This window comes from Megamonas sp. (assembly GCF_986095205.1).
This window is the reverse complement of the sequence record NZ_CFQVBI010000078.1, coordinates 51,984-69,546: the sequence shown is the minus strand read 5'-3', so window position 1 is coordinate 69,546 and position 17,563 is coordinate 51,984. Positions and strand designations below refer to the sequence as shown.

General features: G+C 31.6%; 15 protein-coding genes. 7 read left to right on the top strand and 8 right to left on the bottom strand.

Annotation, left to right across the window (positions count from 1 at the left end):
* The first annotated feature begins 249 nt into the window (after positions 1-249).
* The 3 genes from AC5LAX_RS11835 to AC5LAX_RS11825 all read left to right on the top strand — a co-directional run bounded on the left by AC5LAX_RS11835 (position 250) and on the right by AC5LAX_RS11825 (position 2,448).
* Positions 250-1,626: a glycoside-pentoside-hexuronide (GPH):cation symporter gene (locus AC5LAX_RS11835; RefSeq protein WP_288909518.1), complete on the top strand. Its 1,377-nt coding sequence runs from the start codon at positions 250-252 to the stop codon at positions 1,624-1,626.
* 151 nt (positions 1,627-1,777) lie between these two features.
* Positions 1,778-2,104 carry a DMT family transporter gene (locus tag AC5LAX_RS11830; RefSeq protein WP_027890534.1) on the top strand — a complete coding sequence of 109 codons (327 nt, stop codon included), beginning with the start codon at positions 1,778-1,780 and terminating at the stop codon, positions 2,102-2,104.
* 11 nt (positions 2,105-2,115) lie between these two features.
* Positions 2,116-2,448, top strand: coding sequence for a DMT family transporter (locus AC5LAX_RS11825; protein WP_115150891.1), 333 nt, complete (start codon positions 2,116-2,118; stop codon positions 2,446-2,448).
* Here the strand turns inward: AC5LAX_RS11825 and AC5LAX_RS11820 are convergent.
* Together AC5LAX_RS11820 and AC5LAX_RS11815 are read right to left on the bottom strand one after the other, a co-directional pair.
* Positions 2,445-3,116 (bottom strand): YczE/YyaS/YitT family protein, encoded by a 672-nt coding sequence (locus AC5LAX_RS11820; protein WP_018998636.1) that lies wholly within the window; start codon positions 3,114-3,116, stop codon positions 2,445-2,447. The genes AC5LAX_RS11825 and AC5LAX_RS11820 overlap by 4 nt on opposite strands.
* Before the next feature lie 2 nt (positions 3,117-3,118).
* Complete coding sequence (locus tag AC5LAX_RS11815) at positions 3,119-3,541, bottom strand: MarR family winged helix-turn-helix transcriptional regulator (RefSeq protein ID WP_288909517.1); 423 nt, start codon at positions 3,539-3,541, stop codon at positions 3,119-3,121.
* Positions 3,542-3,688: 147 nt separating this feature from the next.
* Here AC5LAX_RS11815 and AC5LAX_RS11810 point away from each other — a divergent pair, with 147 nt between their 5' ends.
* The 3 genes from AC5LAX_RS11810 (at position 3,689) to fucO (ending at position 7,504) form a co-directional block, all read left to right on the top strand.
* The gene (locus AC5LAX_RS11810) at positions 3,689-4,852 is read left to right on the top strand and encodes an MFS transporter (RefSeq protein WP_288909516.1); all 1,164 of its coding nucleotides are present in this window, start codon (positions 3,689-3,691) and stop codon (positions 4,850-4,852) included.
* Positions 4,853-4,995: 143 nt separating this feature from the next.
* On the top strand, positions 4,996-6,159 hold the full coding sequence (locus AC5LAX_RS11805; RefSeq protein WP_115150894.1) for an MFS transporter: 1,164 nt from the start codon (positions 4,996-4,998) through the stop codon (positions 6,157-6,159).
* 193 nt (positions 6,160-6,352) lie between these two features.
* Positions 6,353-7,504 carry a lactaldehyde reductase gene (fucO, locus tag AC5LAX_RS11800; protein WP_075555088.1) on the top strand — a complete coding sequence of 384 codons (1,152 nt, stop codon included), beginning with the start codon at positions 6,353-6,355 and terminating at the stop codon, positions 7,502-7,504.
* An 80-nt stretch (positions 7,505-7,584) separates the two neighbouring features.
* On the opposite strand, the gene AC5LAX_RS11795 is transcribed toward fucO, so the two are convergent.
* Both AC5LAX_RS11795 and AC5LAX_RS11790 read right to left on the bottom strand, forming a co-directional pair.
* A complete protein-coding gene (locus AC5LAX_RS11795) occupies positions 7,585-9,201 on the bottom strand; it encodes a potassium/proton antiporter (protein WP_167624665.1) in 1,617 nt (538 codons plus the stop codon).
* 122 nt (positions 9,202-9,323) lie between these two features.
* Complete coding sequence (locus tag AC5LAX_RS11790) at positions 9,324-11,219, bottom strand: fructose-1,6-bisphosphatase (RefSeq protein WP_117976297.1); 1,896 nt, start codon at positions 11,217-11,219, stop codon at positions 9,324-9,326.
* Between the two features lie 183 nt (positions 11,220-11,402).
* Here AC5LAX_RS11790 and AC5LAX_RS11785 point away from each other — a divergent pair, with 183 nt between their 5' ends.
* Complete coding sequence (locus AC5LAX_RS11785; RefSeq protein WP_018998629.1) at positions 11,403-12,659, top strand: LCP family glycopolymer transferase; 1,257 nt, start codon at positions 11,403-11,405, stop codon at positions 12,657-12,659.
* A gap of 47 nt (positions 12,660-12,706) precedes the next feature.
* Here the strand turns inward: AC5LAX_RS11785 and AC5LAX_RS11780 are convergent, their stop codons facing one another.
* From AC5LAX_RS11780 to AC5LAX_RS11765, 4 genes are all read right to left on the bottom strand, one after another.
* Positions 12,707-12,910 carry a DUF2905 domain-containing protein gene (locus AC5LAX_RS11780; RefSeq protein WP_270520891.1) on the bottom strand — a complete coding sequence of 68 codons (204 nt, stop codon included), beginning with the start codon at positions 12,908-12,910 and terminating at the stop codon, positions 12,707-12,709.
* 33 nt (positions 12,911-12,943) lie between these two features.
* Complete coding sequence (gene gyrA / locus AC5LAX_RS11775; RefSeq protein WP_288909515.1) at positions 12,944-15,388, bottom strand: DNA gyrase subunit A; 2,445 nt, start codon at positions 15,386-15,388, stop codon at positions 12,944-12,946.
* 185 nt (positions 15,389-15,573) lie between these two features.
* A complete protein-coding gene (locus tag AC5LAX_RS11770) occupies positions 15,574-16,269 on the bottom strand; it encodes a DNA alkylation repair protein (protein ID WP_288909514.1) in 696 nt (231 codons plus the stop codon).
* 6 nt (positions 16,270-16,275) lie between these two features.
* Complete coding sequence (locus tag AC5LAX_RS11765; protein WP_288909513.1) at positions 16,276-17,184, bottom strand: Ppx/GppA phosphatase family protein; 909 nt, start codon at positions 17,182-17,184, stop codon at positions 16,276-16,278.
* Between the last annotated feature and the right edge of the window lie 379 nt (positions 17,185-17,563).

Sequence of the window (17,563 nt, the reverse complement as noted above, 5' to 3'; positions counted from 1 at the left end):
AAGTACTTGCATGGAGACGTGCTGGGAGGATAGGAAGTTGCCAGTTAAGAAAAAGCACTGAATACTTCAGTGCTTTTTTCTTTATATTTTATGAATAATTATTGACAACTCATTAAAAATTTTGCATAATATTTCCATAGAAAAATATTGAATTCGTCATTTTAGACTATAACTTTTTCTGAATAAAACAGAGGAGTTATAGTCTTTTTATTTTATAAAAATTAAAAAAATGGAGGAGCAAATTTATTTATGGAAAAACTTTTATGGAAAGAGAAATTATCTTATGGAATAGGAGCTTATGGAAAAGATTTTATTTATAATATGATAGCTGCTTTTCTGATGATTTTTTATACCGATGTAGTTGGTGTATCATTAATTTTTGTGAGTACTTTGTTTTTAGTGATTCGTATTGTAGATGCTATAACTAATCCTTTTATGGGCTGGCTTGTTGATAATACAAAAACTAAATGGGGAAAATTTCGCCCTTGGATTTTAATAGGAACAATAATAAATTCTTTTGTTTTAATTTTATTATATTTAAATCCGGCAACTTTTTTACAAGGAATTTTGATAAATGTCTGGTGTATTGTTACATATCTATTATGGAGTCTTACATATACATTGATGGACGTACCTTTTTGGGCAATGATACCGGCATTTTCAAATGATGCTAAGGTTAGAAATGAAATTTCTATGTTATCTAGATTATTTGCGACTTTTGGTGGTCAAATGATGTCTACAATTGGTTTATTAGTAATCGCTTGTTTAGGCGTGAATATGGGAGCGAGTGAAAGTGATGGCTATTTGAGATTTGCCGTGATTGTAGCTATTGTATTCAATATTTGTGAAATAATATGTGTTAGAAATGTCAGTGAACATGTAGTTATAAAAAATAAAAGAGATATTAAACTTAGTGAAGTATTGAATTTCTTGAAGGAAAATGATCAATTATTAATTATTATTTTTATGACGATATTACAGCAAATTGCAGTATTTTTATGGACTGGAATGAATATTTATTTTTTCAAATATGTAGTTTGTCATGAAGAATGGTTTTCTATTTTTGGCATAGTTAATTTTATCGTTGGCTCTATAGGTTTGATAGCTTTTCCATTTTTAGCAAATAAATTTTCACGAAAAGTAGTTTATATTTTATCTGCTGTTTTATTAGTATTAGGTTTGTTGGGCATGTTTTTTACCGGCAGCGATGAAAATGCGAATATCTGGCTGTTTTTTTCCATGGTAGGTTTCTTTTGTCTGGGCAATGCTTTAGCCGGTGTTACGACGACTGTAATGCTGGCGGATACAGTTGAATATGGAGAATATAAATCGGGTATCAGAAGCGAGGCTGTCGTGTTTTCTGTACAGACGTTTACCGTGAAATTTGGTTCGGCTATTGCTGGTTTTATCGGGGCGATGGTTTTATCCTTGGTGGGTTATGTGCCGAATGCGGTTCAGACGCCGGAAACGGTTTTGGGCTTGAGAGTGATGATGTTTATAATGTCGGCTTTACTGATTATGGTAATTTTGTGTCTATATCTTAAATTTTACAAGTTAAACGGAAGTTTTTATTTTAATATATTGAAGGAGCTTTCCAAAAGACGTGAAAAAATTAGTTTAGATTAAACGGCATTTGACAAATAAAAATAATTTTGTTAAACTACCATAAGTAAATGAAAGCGTCTGAAAAAAGGCTATAGATTTTGCTGTTTCTGAATCAAACAGCAGTCTATAGCCTTTTTTGTTTTATAAAATTAATTTTCAGGAGGTTTTTGTGATGAATATCGGCTGGGTAAAAATTTTAGGTGCTACTTTTTTTGAATTGATGTGGATTACGGGGCTTAAATACGCTGAACTTCCATGGGAATGGGCGGTGACATGTCTTTCTATCATGGGTTCAAGTTACTGTCTGATTACGGCGGGAAATACATTGCCGGTAGGAACGGCGTATTCCGTATTTGTAGGGCTTAGCTCTATCGGTACGATTTTGGTGGAATTTTTGGGATTTGGCATATTGCCGAGTTTTTGGCAGCTTGTATTTATGGTTACTTTGATTGTTGGTGTAATCGGTTTAAAATTGTTGAATGAACAAGTAGAAAGATGAGGTTTTAAGTTATGGATTGGATTTTTGTTATTGTTGCCGGATTACTGGAAGTTTTAAGTATTAATTATATGAATAAGTGGCAGCTTATTAAAAAATTCGGTTTGAAAAAATCGTCAGTGCTTATCGTGAAGATGTGTCTGGCGTTCGGCGGCAGTCTTGTTTTGCTAAATTTGGCATTAGATACTTTGCCGATGAGCATTACATATGCAGTATGGTCTGGAATTGGTTCAGTAGGTGGTGTTTTGGTGGGAATTATTCGTTATGGTGAAAGTGCAAATTGGAAAAGACTTGTTTGTATAGCAATGATTTTATCTTCTGTTGTTGGTTTAAAATTAGTTTCTTAAGATTTTATATATTGGAGATTGCGGATATGAGTGAGAAATTTAAAATATTTATTTACGATATTGATGCATTTACCAACAAATAAAGCAGATATAATAGTACCAATGCCGATACCATTTAATTCGCCAAAGAAGATAAAGGATAATATACAAGCAATTACTATCAAGGTTATGTCAAAGTAGATTTTTACTGTACCAAATTTTATTTGTGGCTTTTTCAAAGCAATGACTAAAGCTAAAGCACGGACAACGCCTTCTCCAGGAACAACAATTACATTAGGAGCGACTTCAATAGAAATTCCTATTGCTAAAATAAAGCAACCAATAAAAAGCGATATTAATTTTACAATAATGGTTTCAGGCTCAAAGGCTGATAGTAAATTCATGCTAACATCAATGAAGAAGCTAAATATGATATTGGCTACTATTTGTAAAAATTGTATAGGTTCAAAATCACGGCGTAAAAGTGCTATTTCAATTAAAATAAAAATTATATTGAAGATGAAGGTCGTTAAACCAAAGCTGAAATCTGTATATTCAAGGCTAAAAATGTAAGGAATAGAAGATATTTGTGAGGTACCTAAATTACTTTTGGTGATAAAGGCTATGCCAAATGAATTTATAATAATACCTAAAAAGAAATAAAAATAACGTAGAGATATGACTTTCAAGATTATTCCTCCTCCAAATTTTTGATTATTGTATTAAGTGTTTTTAAAAGATATTGTTGCTCTTGAGGTGGAATGTCTTTTAAGGCTTTATCATCAATGCTAAAGCAAATTTCTTTTACTTTATGAGCCATTTGAAGACCTTTTTCAGTCAAATAGATATAAGCAGAACGTTTATCTGTAGAATGTGTTTTTCGCATGATTAAACCATCTTTTTCCATGCGAACTAATAAACTGGTGATAGTTGATTTGTCTAAGACGCAATAGTTACTTATATCTTTAGCTATAGAGCCATTATGTTCTAAAAGATATTCTAAAATTTTGGGTTGACCAGGTAAAAGCTTTAATGACGAAATCTTTTGGACAATATTTTTGTTACTATGATGAAAACTTTTTAATAAAAGAAAATGCAATTCGTCAGATAACATTTTATTACCTCCAATATAGTTTGAAATCAAACTATATTATAGAAAGCTATAAATTGAATGTCAATAAATAATATAAATATCCTACTAGACAGAAAATAGAAGTATAGATATAATATATCAGTATTTTTAGTAAGAGGTGATAATGTTTTGAGTGTAAAAGAACAGGATTTGAATTTACTTCAAGTGGGGAAAAAAGAACAATATGCAGCTAGAATAATATTTTTTGTTGCAGGTTTTGGTATATCTACATGGGCACCAATGATACCGATTATAAAGGAACGTTTACAAATTGGCGCTGATATATTGGGTTTATTGTTATTATGTATTGGCGTAAGTTCTTTTTTGATGATGCCTATAGCTGGATTGTTTGCACAAAAATTTGGCTGTAAAAAAGTTTTGCGTGTTATGGGTTTGTGCATGGGTATAGAAATTATAATATTATCCATGTTACCTAATATTTATATGTATGCTATCTTTTTGTTTGTTTTAGGTGCTATAGGTGGTATATTGAATGTAAATATGAATATTCACGCTGTAATTGTAGAAAAACTTTCCCAAAAACGCATGATGTCTGGTATGCATGCTTTATGGAGTGTAGGTTGTTTTGCTGGAGCTGGTTTATTTAGTATTTTGGCTAAATTAGGTTTAGGTATTAGTCAAATAGCAATTATACATTGTATTATTATTTTCATGATTATTTTTGCTTTCAGTAGATATTTTTTACCGTATAAAGGTGCTAGTAATGGTAAAGCTATCGCTATACCAAAGGGAATTGTAACTTTATTTGGAGTTTTAGCTGTTATATCCTTTTTAGGCGAAGGTGGCATGATGGACTGGAGTGGTGTATTTTTGACAGAAGCTAAAGGTGTAGATTTATCTTTAGCTGGTGTTGGTTATGCAGTATTTTCAGCAGCTATGCTCATTGGTCGCTTGATTGGTGATAAAGTAGTACAAAAATTAGGCGAACAGCGCGTTGTTATTTTTGGTGGAATAGTAGCAAGTATAGGATATATAATTTCTATTGTTTTTGATAATTTCTTTATGATGCAATTTGGTTTTATTCTTCTTGGTTTTGGAGCTGCAAATATTGTTCCTGTAGTATTTACTTTATTGGGCAGACAAAAAGAAATGCCTATAAATTCAGCAGTAACAGCTGTTACTAGTATGGGTTATTTAGGAGTAATGTTTGGCCCTGCGCTATTAGGTTTTATTGCTCATGGGATTGGTATTGTAGCAGTATTTTGTATCTTAGCTGGACTGTTTATTTTGCAAGCAATAGTATCTTCTTATGTATTTAAAGTTTTAAATTAAATATGATAATAATAAACCTTGTATAGCTAAAAAAAATTAGGCTATACAAGGTTTATTATTATAGCTTTTTTTATTAATTTCATATAATATGGTATGTATATATAGGAGTTTATCTAAAATAAAAAAAGAAAAGAGGTTTATTTGTGAGTTTAGAAGACAAAGAGTTAATGCAGTTTAAGGTCGGTAAAAAAGAACAGTATGCAGCTAGAATGGCTTTTTTTATACCAGGTTTTGCCATTTCCACATGGGCGCCTATGATACCTATGATTAAAGAACGTTTACATATTGAAGCAGATATTTTGGGATTATTATTATTGTGCATAGGTATAAGTGCTTTTATTGTTATACCGATTGGTGGTCTTTTAGGTAAAAAATTTGGTTGTAAAAAAGTGATGGTTACTACAGGTAGTTTATTTGCGATAGTATTAGTAGCGTTGTCTTGTTTACCTAATGTTTGGTCGTATGCTATTTGTTTGATTTTAGTAGGCGCTATTATGGGTTGTACAGAAGTTTGTATGAATATCAATGCTGTTGTTGTTGAAAAATTATCACAAAAGCGCATGATGTCTAGTATGCATGGTTTTTGGAGTGTTGGTTGTTTTTGTAGCGCTGGCTTATTCAGTATTTTAGCTAAGATGGGACTTGATGTATTTTTTATAGCAATCATTCATTGTTTAATAATTTTAGCTATTGTAATTTTCTTTGGCAGATATTTTTTAGATTATAAAAGCGCTAATAGTGAAAGTGCGATTGCTATTCCTAAAGGAATTGTTGTTTTATTCGGCATTTTAGCATGTGTGAGCTTTTTAGGCGAAGGTGCAATCATGGATTGGGGCGGTGTATTTTTAGCTGAGGTAAAAGATGTAGAATTATCTTTAGCTGGTGTAGGATATGCTGTTTTTTCTGTAGCAATGCTTATCATGCGTTTAATTGGGGATAAAGTAGTACAATTTTTAGGCGAGGAAAAAGCTGTAGTATTAGGAAGTAGTTTAGCGGGATTAGGATTTTTATGGATAATTATTATAGATAATTTCTATTTAATGTTGGTTGGTTTTATTTTACTTGGTTTAGGTGCTGCAAATATTGTGCCTGTATTATATAGTTTGTTGCAATATCAAAAAGATATGCCGATAAATGCTGCTGTTACAGCAGTAACTTGCATGGGATATACAGGCGTTATATTAGGGCCTGCTATCTTGGGATTTATCGCTCAAGGAATAGGAATTATATCCGTATTTTATTTATTGATGATTTTATTTATCGTGCAAGTTGTCATGGCAAAATATGTATTTAATAGATTAAAATGATTATAAGTAAGAAAAAGATATTCTAGTGAGAATATCTTTTTTTTATATAAATTTATGTTGTTTTATATTGATTTATGTTAATTTATGACTTATAATAAGAAAAAGAAATTTGATTTTTGTTTATTGTATATTTAAATGAAATTTTGTGAAAAAAAGAACAATTAAATCATATATTATAAATGGAGGCATTTAAATGATTTGTAGAACAATATTAAATGAAACATCTTATTTTGGTAAAGGAGCAATAAAAGAAATTGCAAATGAAGTAATTAATCGTGGCTTAAAAAAAGTTATGTTAGTTACAGATAAAGATTTACTTAAATTTAAAGTAGCTACAAAAGTATGTGATATTTTAGATGAAGCAAAAATAGATTATGAAATTTACGATAAAATAAAAGCTAATCCTACAATCAAAAATGTTACTGAAGGCGTGGATTTTTGTAAACAATGTGGTGCTGATGTAATTGTTGCTGTAGGTGGCGGTAGTGCTATTGATACAAGTAAAGCAATTGCTATCATTATGAAAAATCCAGAATTTGCTGATGTTAGAAGTCTAGAAGGTGCTTCACCAACTAAACATAAAGCAATGCCAATTATTGCCGTATCCACAACATCTGGTACAGCAGCAGAAGTAACTATCAATTATGTAATTACTGATGAAGAAAAAAATCGTAAATTTGTTTGTGCTGACCCACATGATATTCCAGTAGTGGCAATTATCGATCCAGATATGACTGCATCTATGCCACCAAAACTCTGTGCAGCAACAGGAATGGACGCACTTGTTCATGCTATCGAAGGTTATATCACTAAAGGTGCATGGGAATTAACAGATATGATGCATATAAAAGCTATTGAAATCATAGCTCGTTCTTTAAGAGATTCTGTTAAAGGCGATCCAGAAGGTAGAGCACAAATGGCTTTAGGTCAATATATTGCAGGAATGGGCTTTTCTAATGTTGGCTTAGGTATAGTACATTCTATGGCTCATCCATTGAGTGCAGTATATGACATTCCACATGGTGTTGCTTGTGCTATTTTATTAACACCAGTATTGAAATTTAATGCGCCATCAACAGCAGATAAATATCGTGATATCGCAGTAGCTATGGGCGTAAAAAATACAGAAGATATGAGTATTGAACAGGCTCGTCAGGCTTGTATTGAAGCTGTAGAAAAATTGAGTGTAGATGTGGGAATTCCTCAGGAATTGACTCAATTAGGTGTAAAAGAAGAAGACCTTCAATTTTTATCTGAATCTGCTTTTGTTGATGCTTGTACACCAGGAAATCCAAGAGATGTAAGTGTAGAAGCTATTAAAGAAATTTATAAATCTATCATGTAATAAAATTTAAATTAAAAAAGATAGTTATAGGACTAAATTTTGTCTTATAACTATCTTTTTATTTTATATTTGATTTTAATTTAAGCTAAATGAAAAAGATTTTTTTGAGAGAAAACTACAAGCGTATCTTTTTCTTCTAGAATAGTATCGCCATCAGGTATAATATCTACGCCGTTTCGTTGAATTAAAACAACAAGTGAATCTTTTTTGATATCAATATCGCGAAGTTTTTTGCCAATGAATTCATTATTAGAATCAATATTTATTTCATTTAAAGTGATATTATCATTGCCTTGATAGGTTTTAGCGCAAATGATGAGTGTATCTCCATCGCGCAAGAAGGTATCGCCTTTTGGCGTTATTGTGGCTCCTTTTCTCAAGATAGCAGCAATCAATGTACCTGGGATAGAACCGATATCGCGAATTTGTTTATTAATCCATGGGTGTGAATTATTTAATTCTAAACAAGTGAAATGGATATTGTTTTCGTCAGTGTAATCATTGAAAGTTTTTAATACATTTTCGTGTTCATCAATCATATTTAGATGTTTTGAAGCAGATGGCAATAAAGCACCTTGGAATAATAAAGATAAAAGTACGATACAGAAGACGATGGAAAAAATTGAGTCATCAGCATAATTTGGTGATACGACAGCGACAATCGCAAAAACGATGGAAGCAGCTCCACGAAGGCCAGCCCATGACATGATTAATTGTTGATTTAAAGGAGATTTAAATGGAGACAATAATATTGCCATGGTTATAGGTCTAGCGATGAATGTAAGGAAAATAGCAATAAACAAAGCAGGGACAAAATAATATGGTAATTTTGAAGGAAATACTAATAAACCTAATAAGAAGAAGATGAGCATTTGCATCATGCCATTAAAAGCATCGAAGAAGTTTACGAGATTTTTCTTTTTCGGGATATTTTGATTGCCTAAGATGATACCTGCAATATAAGTGCTTAAATAACCATTACCATCAACTAACGAAGGAAGGGCATAAGCAGCTAAGGCAATAGCAACTAAAAAGATAGAGTCAAAACCATTTTCGCCGAATTGAACATTTTTTAATATCCAAGAAGCGATAAAAGCTAAGACGACACCGATGATAATTCCATAAGCAAATTGAGCAAAAATTAAATAGGAAATATCAAAAAAGTTTAAGCTGCTGCCAATGCTAGTTAATAAAATTATGGTCAGCATATAAGCACAAGGGTCATTACTACCACTTTCAATTTCTAGCATAGGAGCAGTACTGTATTTTAGATTTAATTTTTGTGAACGCAAAATAGAAAAGACAGAAGCGGCGTCAGTAGAACTAAGCACAGCACCGATTAATAATCCTTCAAGTGGTGGTAAACCTAATATTAAATGACAAAAAATACCAGTGAGTGCAGCTGTGATAAATACGCCAAAAGTACTCAGTAAAACAGCTTGTTTAGCTATAGGTCGAGCAGTTTTCCATTTGGTACCAAAGCCACCATAAAACATGATGAAAATGAGAGCGGCAGAACAGATTTTTTCGGCAAGAGAATAATCTTCAAAATGAATTTTAAATAAACCATCAGAACCAAAGAGCATACCAAGACCAATGAAAAACACAAGTGTAGGTACGCCAAAACGAGTAGATAATTTACTTCCAATTACGCAAGCAATTAAGATAATTGCACTGATTAAAAGAAATAAAGTCATAAGTATTAATCTATCCTTTTTATTATATTTATATATGAAAATTATCTCAAATAATCAGGAAGATGTCAAAAAAGGCAATTCATCTTATTGAAAAATAAAATAAATTGCCTTTGTATATAATATTAAGCTTGTTCAGGAACTAAACCATTTTGATAAGCGAGCATTAAATGGTAGATATCATTTATTTGACATTGGATTTCTTCACCTAAATCAGTATCGGCAGTTGAAGAATGATAATTTTGTAATTCTAAAGTACAAGAAACGGACTCAATGTCTTGGTTGGCTTTTAAAGACTCTTTGATATTAGCACATGATTGATGTTCTAAAAGACGTAAACCACGTGAATTAGAAATTAGCGTATAACCAGCAATTCCTGTTTTTTTATGATAAGCTTTACAAAAACCACCATCAATGATGATTAATTTTCCATTTGCTTTTACAGGACTTTCTCCTTCTTTTACTTTTACAGGAACATGACCATTGATTATATGTCCACGTTTTGTTTTTAAGGAAAATTCTTCGAGTATCATATCGCAGATTTTTTCATCATTGCAATATTTATAATACGCATCAGAAGGTTCAATCCATGTATCCGTATTTTCAATAAACATACGTTCAAATGTTTTAAATTCTCTACCGGAAAATGGTGAATATCTGCCACACCAGAAATAATACATTAAGTCGATATTTTTTTGTTCATATAGACCAAGATATGCTTGGCGAATAGTTTTATCAACAAAATCTAAATAATTTTTTCCAGAATAATATTTGTTATTTAGATGAATACGCATGAAGCTACCATCATCATTTAGTGGTATACAACCATGATAGAGTAAATTGTTATTATATGCTTTATAGACGCTACCTTTTTGGTAAAGAAAATCAATATGTTTGCGCAAGCGTACACTATCTAAAAATGCTGATTTTATATCAGATAAGACTTCAGCTTCTTCTAAAGATAATTCATAAGGATTTTGAGGATTTATTGTAGGGAAGGACGGACTTTTTATTGGATAAGATATATTATTTATTTTTATATGTTTAGAGGTGTAATCTATTTTATCTAATAAAAGACGACTATCCATTTGAAAATCTGGATTGCGTTTGATGAGTTGTCCTTCTAATTTAAATAAAATTATAGAGATAGTGCGTTGCATAGCGATTAATAGTGTTTTATTAGGATAGAGTTTGCTAGCTAATGAAGATAGAGAGCGAAGGCTGATAGCATATCCTTTTTCTAAAACAGCAGTATTATTATAAGATAAACAGTTTCGTACTACTGTCGCTATACAAGCTTCATTACCACACATTGCACCCATCCATAAGATATCATGATTGCCCCATTGAATATCTACAGAATGATGTTGACGTAGCATATCTATGATAGAGTCAGGTCGTTGCCCTCGGTCATAAATATCGCCGACGATATGCAAATGAGCAACAGCTAGTTTTTTGATGAATTTTGTAAAGGCAATGATAAAATCTGTACCACTATTAATATTGATTAAAGTATTTAAGATAGTATTGAAATATACTTCTTGGAAAGTATCATCATTTGGTCTAGCTGTGAGCAATTCAAGAATGATGGTTTCATATCCTTTAGGCAGTAAATTTTTTAATTCTGATTGAGGATATTTATAAGACATCAATCTTGATAGACGCAATAAATAGATGAGATTTTGAGAATACCATTGAGTAGTGATTAATTTTTGTTTTTTTAAATTGAGTATTTTTTCTTTAGGATAATAAATTAAAGTACAAAATTCAGCTTTTTGTGAGGTGGACATTTCTTCAGAAAATAAATAATCTACTTTTTCTTTGATAACACCAGAGCAATTATTGAGAATATGGAAAAAAGATTCATATTCACCATGTAAATCACTCATAAAATGTTCTGTTGGTCGAGCCAAGTTTAAAATAGCTTTTAAGCGAATTAGCTCAGTTACAACAGATTGACGATTAGGGTATTTTTCTGACAATAAATAAAGATATTTGTATTTTTGTTTATTCTTATCCACAACAATACTCCTTTTTATAAGATGTGATATTAGTATTATATAATATTTTCATTTTTATGAAAATAAAGTTTTTTTAGTATACGTTTACTAAAATAGAGAAATAACAATTGCGGAATAATTGATAAAATCTTATAATAGAATAGTTAATATTTAAATGAATTTGAATGATGTGAGGGATAATAATTGGGAAATGGAGATAAAAAAAATAAAAGCAGTTATGTAAAATATATCTTGATATTAGTAGTTGTTTTTATTTTATCTGGTATGGTAGGAGCTTTTTTTGCTAATGCGTTAGTTGATAATAAACCAGATTATAATGAAGATGATAAAAAAGGTATGTTAGTTGCAAAAGATAAGGCTACTGTAATGATTATGGGGGTAGATGAGCGCGCTGATGATGTGGGGAGAAGCGATACATTAATGATAGCGACATTAGACCCAGATAAAAATCAAGCAGCATTATTATCTGTGCCTCGTGATACACGTGTAAAAATAAAAGGTCATGGCTTTGATAAGATTAATGCAGCTTATGCCTATGGTGGTAGAAAATTAACTCAAGAAACCATTGAAAGTTTATTAAATACACATATTGATCATTATATAAAAATTAATGTACATGGTTTTACTAAAATTATTGATGCTCTAGGCGGTATTGATATTGATGTAGAAAAACGCATGTATTATGAAGACCCATGGGATGATGATGGCGGTTTATATATTGACCTCCAGCCAGGTATGCAACATATGGACGGCAAGACTGCGATAACATATGTACGCTATCGTGATGAAGAAGGCGATATTGGTCGTATCAAACGTCAACAGAATTTCATGAAAGCAGTAATGGACAAATTAGTATCTCCAACAATTATTCCTAAATTGCCAGCTATTGTATCTGCTGTTTCTGATTCAGTGGAAACTGATATGTCAGTTAGTGAAATATTATCTTTCTTGGGAACACTTCAAGACGCAAAAGATAATGGATTAAAATCAGAAATGTTACCAGGTAAACCAGTATATATAGAAGGTATTAGCTATTGGGTACCAGATATTAGTAAGACAAGACAGATTTTAGCAAATACATTAGGCATAAAAATCAATCAATCAATTACAACATCTATTCATGAAGATAATATAGAATATGAAGAATCTATTCCTGATAATGCTGTAGAAGTAACAGAAAAAGAACGCATAAAAAGAGAAATTGCACAGGAACGTGAAGAAAGATTGCAACGACTTCGTGAAGAACAAGAAAAATCTACAAAACGATTTAAATCTGAAGTAGATGAAGAACGTCCACGAACAAATAGTAATCGAGAAAAAGTAGAAACTAGAGAAGAAACTCCAGTGGAAGATAATACAACAAAACAAAAAGAACCTGTGCCACAAACACCAACAAGAGATGTCCCAGCTATAGATATGAATACTACAGGTAAATCATAAATAAAAAATACCGCAAATAGGATAAAAACTATTTGCGGTATTTTTAGTTAACGAAATAATAAATTTAAGATTAATGTTAAGATAATACTAATTAAAATAGAACTACCTAAAGGAAAATAAACGCCCCAATTACTACCTTCCCATTTAAAATCAAATGGCAATTTACCTAGAGGTAATAATTTTCCACCAAAATGGATTAATAGACCGATAATAACAAGAGCAATTCCTATATAGATGAGTATTTTTCCCATATCATACATAGCAAAATCCTTTTGTCTTATAAATTATTTATCGTCTTCTTTGATTTCAAAAGCAGCAAGAGCAGCTACTTTATCATTATTATCCATATTCATCATTTTTACGCCTTGAGTATTTCTGCCAATTACAGAAACTTCTTCAATATTTGAGCGAATGACGATACCTTCAGTAGAAATGAGCATGAATTCTTGTTGGCTATCTACAACTTTAATGCCGATTACAAAACCAGTTTTTTCAGTGACTTTGATATTGATAAGACCAATGCCACCGCGAGTTTGTGTGCGATATTCAGAAGTTGCAGTACGTTTGCCAAAACCATGTTCAGTAACAGTTAAGACTTCGCAATCATCACGGATATTATCCATGCCAATTACTGTATCTTCACCTTTTAATTTTATGCCAATGACACCGCGGGCAGTTCTACCCATAGGACGAACATCTTGTTCATTGAAGCAAATAGACATACCATCACGAGTACCGATGATGATTTGGCGATTACCATCAGTGAGTTTTACACCGATTAATTCATCATTTTCTTTTAAAGAAAGTGCGATAAGACCTGTCTTTTTGCGATTAGTATCAAATTCGCTAAGACCTGTCTTTTTAACGATACCATGACGAGTAGCCATAAATAAATATCTATCTTTAGAGAATTCCTTAATAGGAATGATAGCTGTGATAGTTTCTTCTTTTGCTAATGGTAAAAGATTTACAATGGCTGTGCCTTTTGCAGTTCTACCGGATTCAGGAATTTCATATCCTTTTAATTGATATACAAGTCCTTTATTAGTAAAGAATAAGATTGTATTGTGTGTAGATGTGATAATCATATTTTCAACATAATCTTCTTCTTTTGTACCCATGCCAGTAACGCCACGACCACCGCGTTTTTGATTGCGGTACGTAGTTACAGGGATACGTTTGATATAGTTATTATGTGTTAAAGTGATTACTACATCTTCTTCAGCAATTAAGTCTGCGATATCTACATCAGAATTATCATCTGTGATTTGAGTGCGACGAGCATCGCCGAATTTAGCTTTAACAGCAGAAAGTTCTTCTTTAATGATATCTAAGATTTTTTGTTCATCTGCTAAGATATTTTGTAAATCAGAGATATAATCTAAGATTTCAAGATATTCATTTTCGATTTTTTCGCGTTCAAGACCAGTTAAACGTTGTAATCTTAAATCCAAAATAGCTTGAGCTTGTTTTTCAGTAAGCGTATAGTCGCTCATTAAGACTTCTTTAGCGCTATCGCCATTTTTAGAATCACGAATAGTTTTAATGATTGGGTCTAAATGGTCAAGTGCAATAGTTAAGCCTTCTAAGATATGAGCACGAGCTTGAGCTTTTGTAAGTTCATACTGTGTACGACGGCGAATAACATCTTCTTGATGTTTGATATAGTAATGTAAAACTTGTTTTAAGTTGAGAATACGAGGTCTGCCATCAACTAAAGCAAGCATAATTACACCGAAAGTTTCTTGTAATTGAGTATGTTGATATAATTGATTTAAAATAACTTCTGGATTTGCATCACGGCGTAAATCAATTACAATACTCATACCATTGCGGTCTGATTCGTCATTTAAATCGGTAATACCATCAATTGTTTTATCACGAACAAGTTCAGCAATGCGTTCTACAAGACGAGCTTTATTTACTTGATATGGTAATTCAGTTACAGTGATACGTGGTTTACCATTTGGCAAAGTAGTAATTTCTGTGCAAGCACGCATTTTTACTGCACCACGACCTGTTTTATAAGCAGAAATAATGCCATCACGACCCATAATCATTGCTCCAGTTGGGAAATCTGGACCTTTGATAGTTTGCATTAATTCTTCAACAGTAATTTCAGGGTTATCAATCATCTGTAAAACGCCATCAATTACTTCGTTTAAATTATGTGGTGGTATATTAGTTGCCATACCAACGGCAATACCAGAAGAACCATTTACTAAAAGATTTGGTATTTTAGATGGTAATACAGATGGTTCTTGTAGGGATTCATCATAGTTTGGTGTGAAATCCACTGTTTTTTTATCGATATCTTGGAGCATTAATTCTGCAATTTTTGACATGCGAACTTCTGTATAACGCATAGCAGCAGCAGAGTCGCCATCAATAGAACCAAAGTTTCCATGACCATCAGCTAATACATAACGGCAAGAGAAATCTTGAGCCATACGAACAATAGCATCATAAACGGAAATATCACCATGTGGATGATATTTACCTAGTACTTCCCCGACGATACGAGCAGATTTTTTATATGGTTTATTAGAGCCCATACCAGCTTCTTGCATAGCATACAAAATACGGCGATGAACTGGTTTTAAACCATCACGTACATCAGGTAATGCACGCATAACAATTACACTCATAGCATAATCAATATATGAGTTTTTCATTTCATCTTCAAGATTTACAGGGAGAATTTTTCCTGTATTTATAGTTTCTGTCACATTCTCACCTCAATTTTAATCTACGGTCAAAATATGACCGAAATAACAAATTACGACAATCATCTTAACTAATATATTTTATCATTTTTAGCGAAAAAAGTCTATGATATAAGGCTTTAGGGCTATATTAGATAAAAAAATCAGTTGTTAAATAATGAATGTTAGATAACAACTGATAAAAATTTTTATAAATTTTTTAATGCTTCTTTATAACGAGAAGAAACTCTACGGGAGTCTCTTATTTTTTGACAAGTCATTTTAAAAACATCTTTAGATAATGACTGTGTTTGCAAAAAAATTAAGCCTTTGTCTGGATAAAAAGCAAAATATTTACTAAAAGCCCATGCTTTTGCCATATTTACACTATAGGAAATATCTTTTGTATTATAGACTAATTGAAGTGTATTGTCAGCAAAATCTTCTGTTAAGTAATAGTCTAATAACATCACGATGGCAAAACGCAATTCATATTCATTAGGGCTGTTTAAATAATTTTTTATAAAAGATAGATATAAATCTTTATCTTTAGTTTTTAATTGGAAACTAGCGCAAAAACTATCGCAAATAGACCAATTATTTATCTTAGGTAAGAAATTTTGAATTAATTTTTGTTTTGCATTTACGTCAATAGGAGCATAAGCAATGACAAAGCCTTCAAGCATGATTTGCTCAAAATATTCATTTGTATTTTGATTTAAAAATTCTTGCCAATTATTTTTTATTAAGTCTTTAGCAATTTTTCGCAATTGTGGTAAACGTATACCGATAATTTTTATATTTTCTCTATCAATATTTTTAGGCAATAAATTTTGTATAAATTGAGCATAGTTTTTATCTTGATAGGAGAATAATATTTGTAAAATATCGTTATTTTCCTGCATAAAAAACTAACCTTTAATTACATGAGTATATAAAAATCCTTCACGCATACCAGCATCTTTATAAGTTATTGCTGTAGCATGGATTAATTTAGCGATTTCATTAGCTATGACCATGCCAGGAATGATAGTATGCAAACGGTCAGGTACGGCTTTTAATAAAGTTGTGATATCTTTATCTGTTAATTTATGCCCACGTGTGAAATGAGAAATCATTTCAGGAATTTTGTCAGCAGGTATAGTTTCATTTATATCATCTTGAGCGTACATTTCGTTATATAAAGCTCTAGCTCCTTTACATGTACCGCCAATGCCACAGATTTCAGCATGGGAAATATCTTTAAATTCAGGTGCTGTATCGATAATAGCATGAACTTCTTTTATCATTTGTGCAATTTCGTCTTCGCTAGGTAAAAAGTTAGTAGCATATTTTGTATGGAGAGCTAAAGAGCCGATAGGCAAGCTAGTTTTTTGCATGATTTTGTTATCAGCAAAACGAATGAGTTCTGTACTAGCACCGCCGATATCAATGATAAAACCATCATGATAATCAAGTTCATGTGTAGCAGCGATAAAATCATAAGTTGCTTCTTCATCACCAGAGATGATATGCAAATCAATACCAGTGCGAGTAATGATTTCAGCGACAGCTTCTTTACTATTTTGAGCATTGCGAAGTGCAGCTGTAGTGAAAGCACTTACATTTTCGATATTAAAAGAAGTCAAGAAAGATTTAAAACTATTTAAAATCTCGCAAGCTTTATCAATACCAGCTTGTTCCATGACATTATCCTTAACATAACTTGCTAAACCTACAGTATATTTGCGTTTATGAATAAGATTTAACTTATTATCCAAGATTTCATAAATAGCCATACGAATAGTAGTAGAACCAATGTCAATAACTGCATATAACATAAAAATATACCCTCCCAATTATAATATGTTCATTTCTTTGGTGACAAAGAAACGAACCAAAGAAATCACCGCAGATAAATTTTTAGCTTTGAAAATAATTTTCGCTTCATACAACGCTTAGAAACTCGCTTCGCTCAAACATTCAGACTAAAACCGTATTCAGCGACAATTATTTTCAATAACCTAAAGGTTACCACTAAAAATTTATAATGCGGAAAATAATATTACGTGTTATTAATATAATACCAAACTTTCCCGCATTAGCAGACTTTTACGGTAGCTGAAAGCTATTGACAAAGATAAAACTATGGATACGGTTTTAGTCCTATTGTTTGAGCGAAGCGAGTTTAGAGCGTTGTAGACATAGTTTTATCTTTGT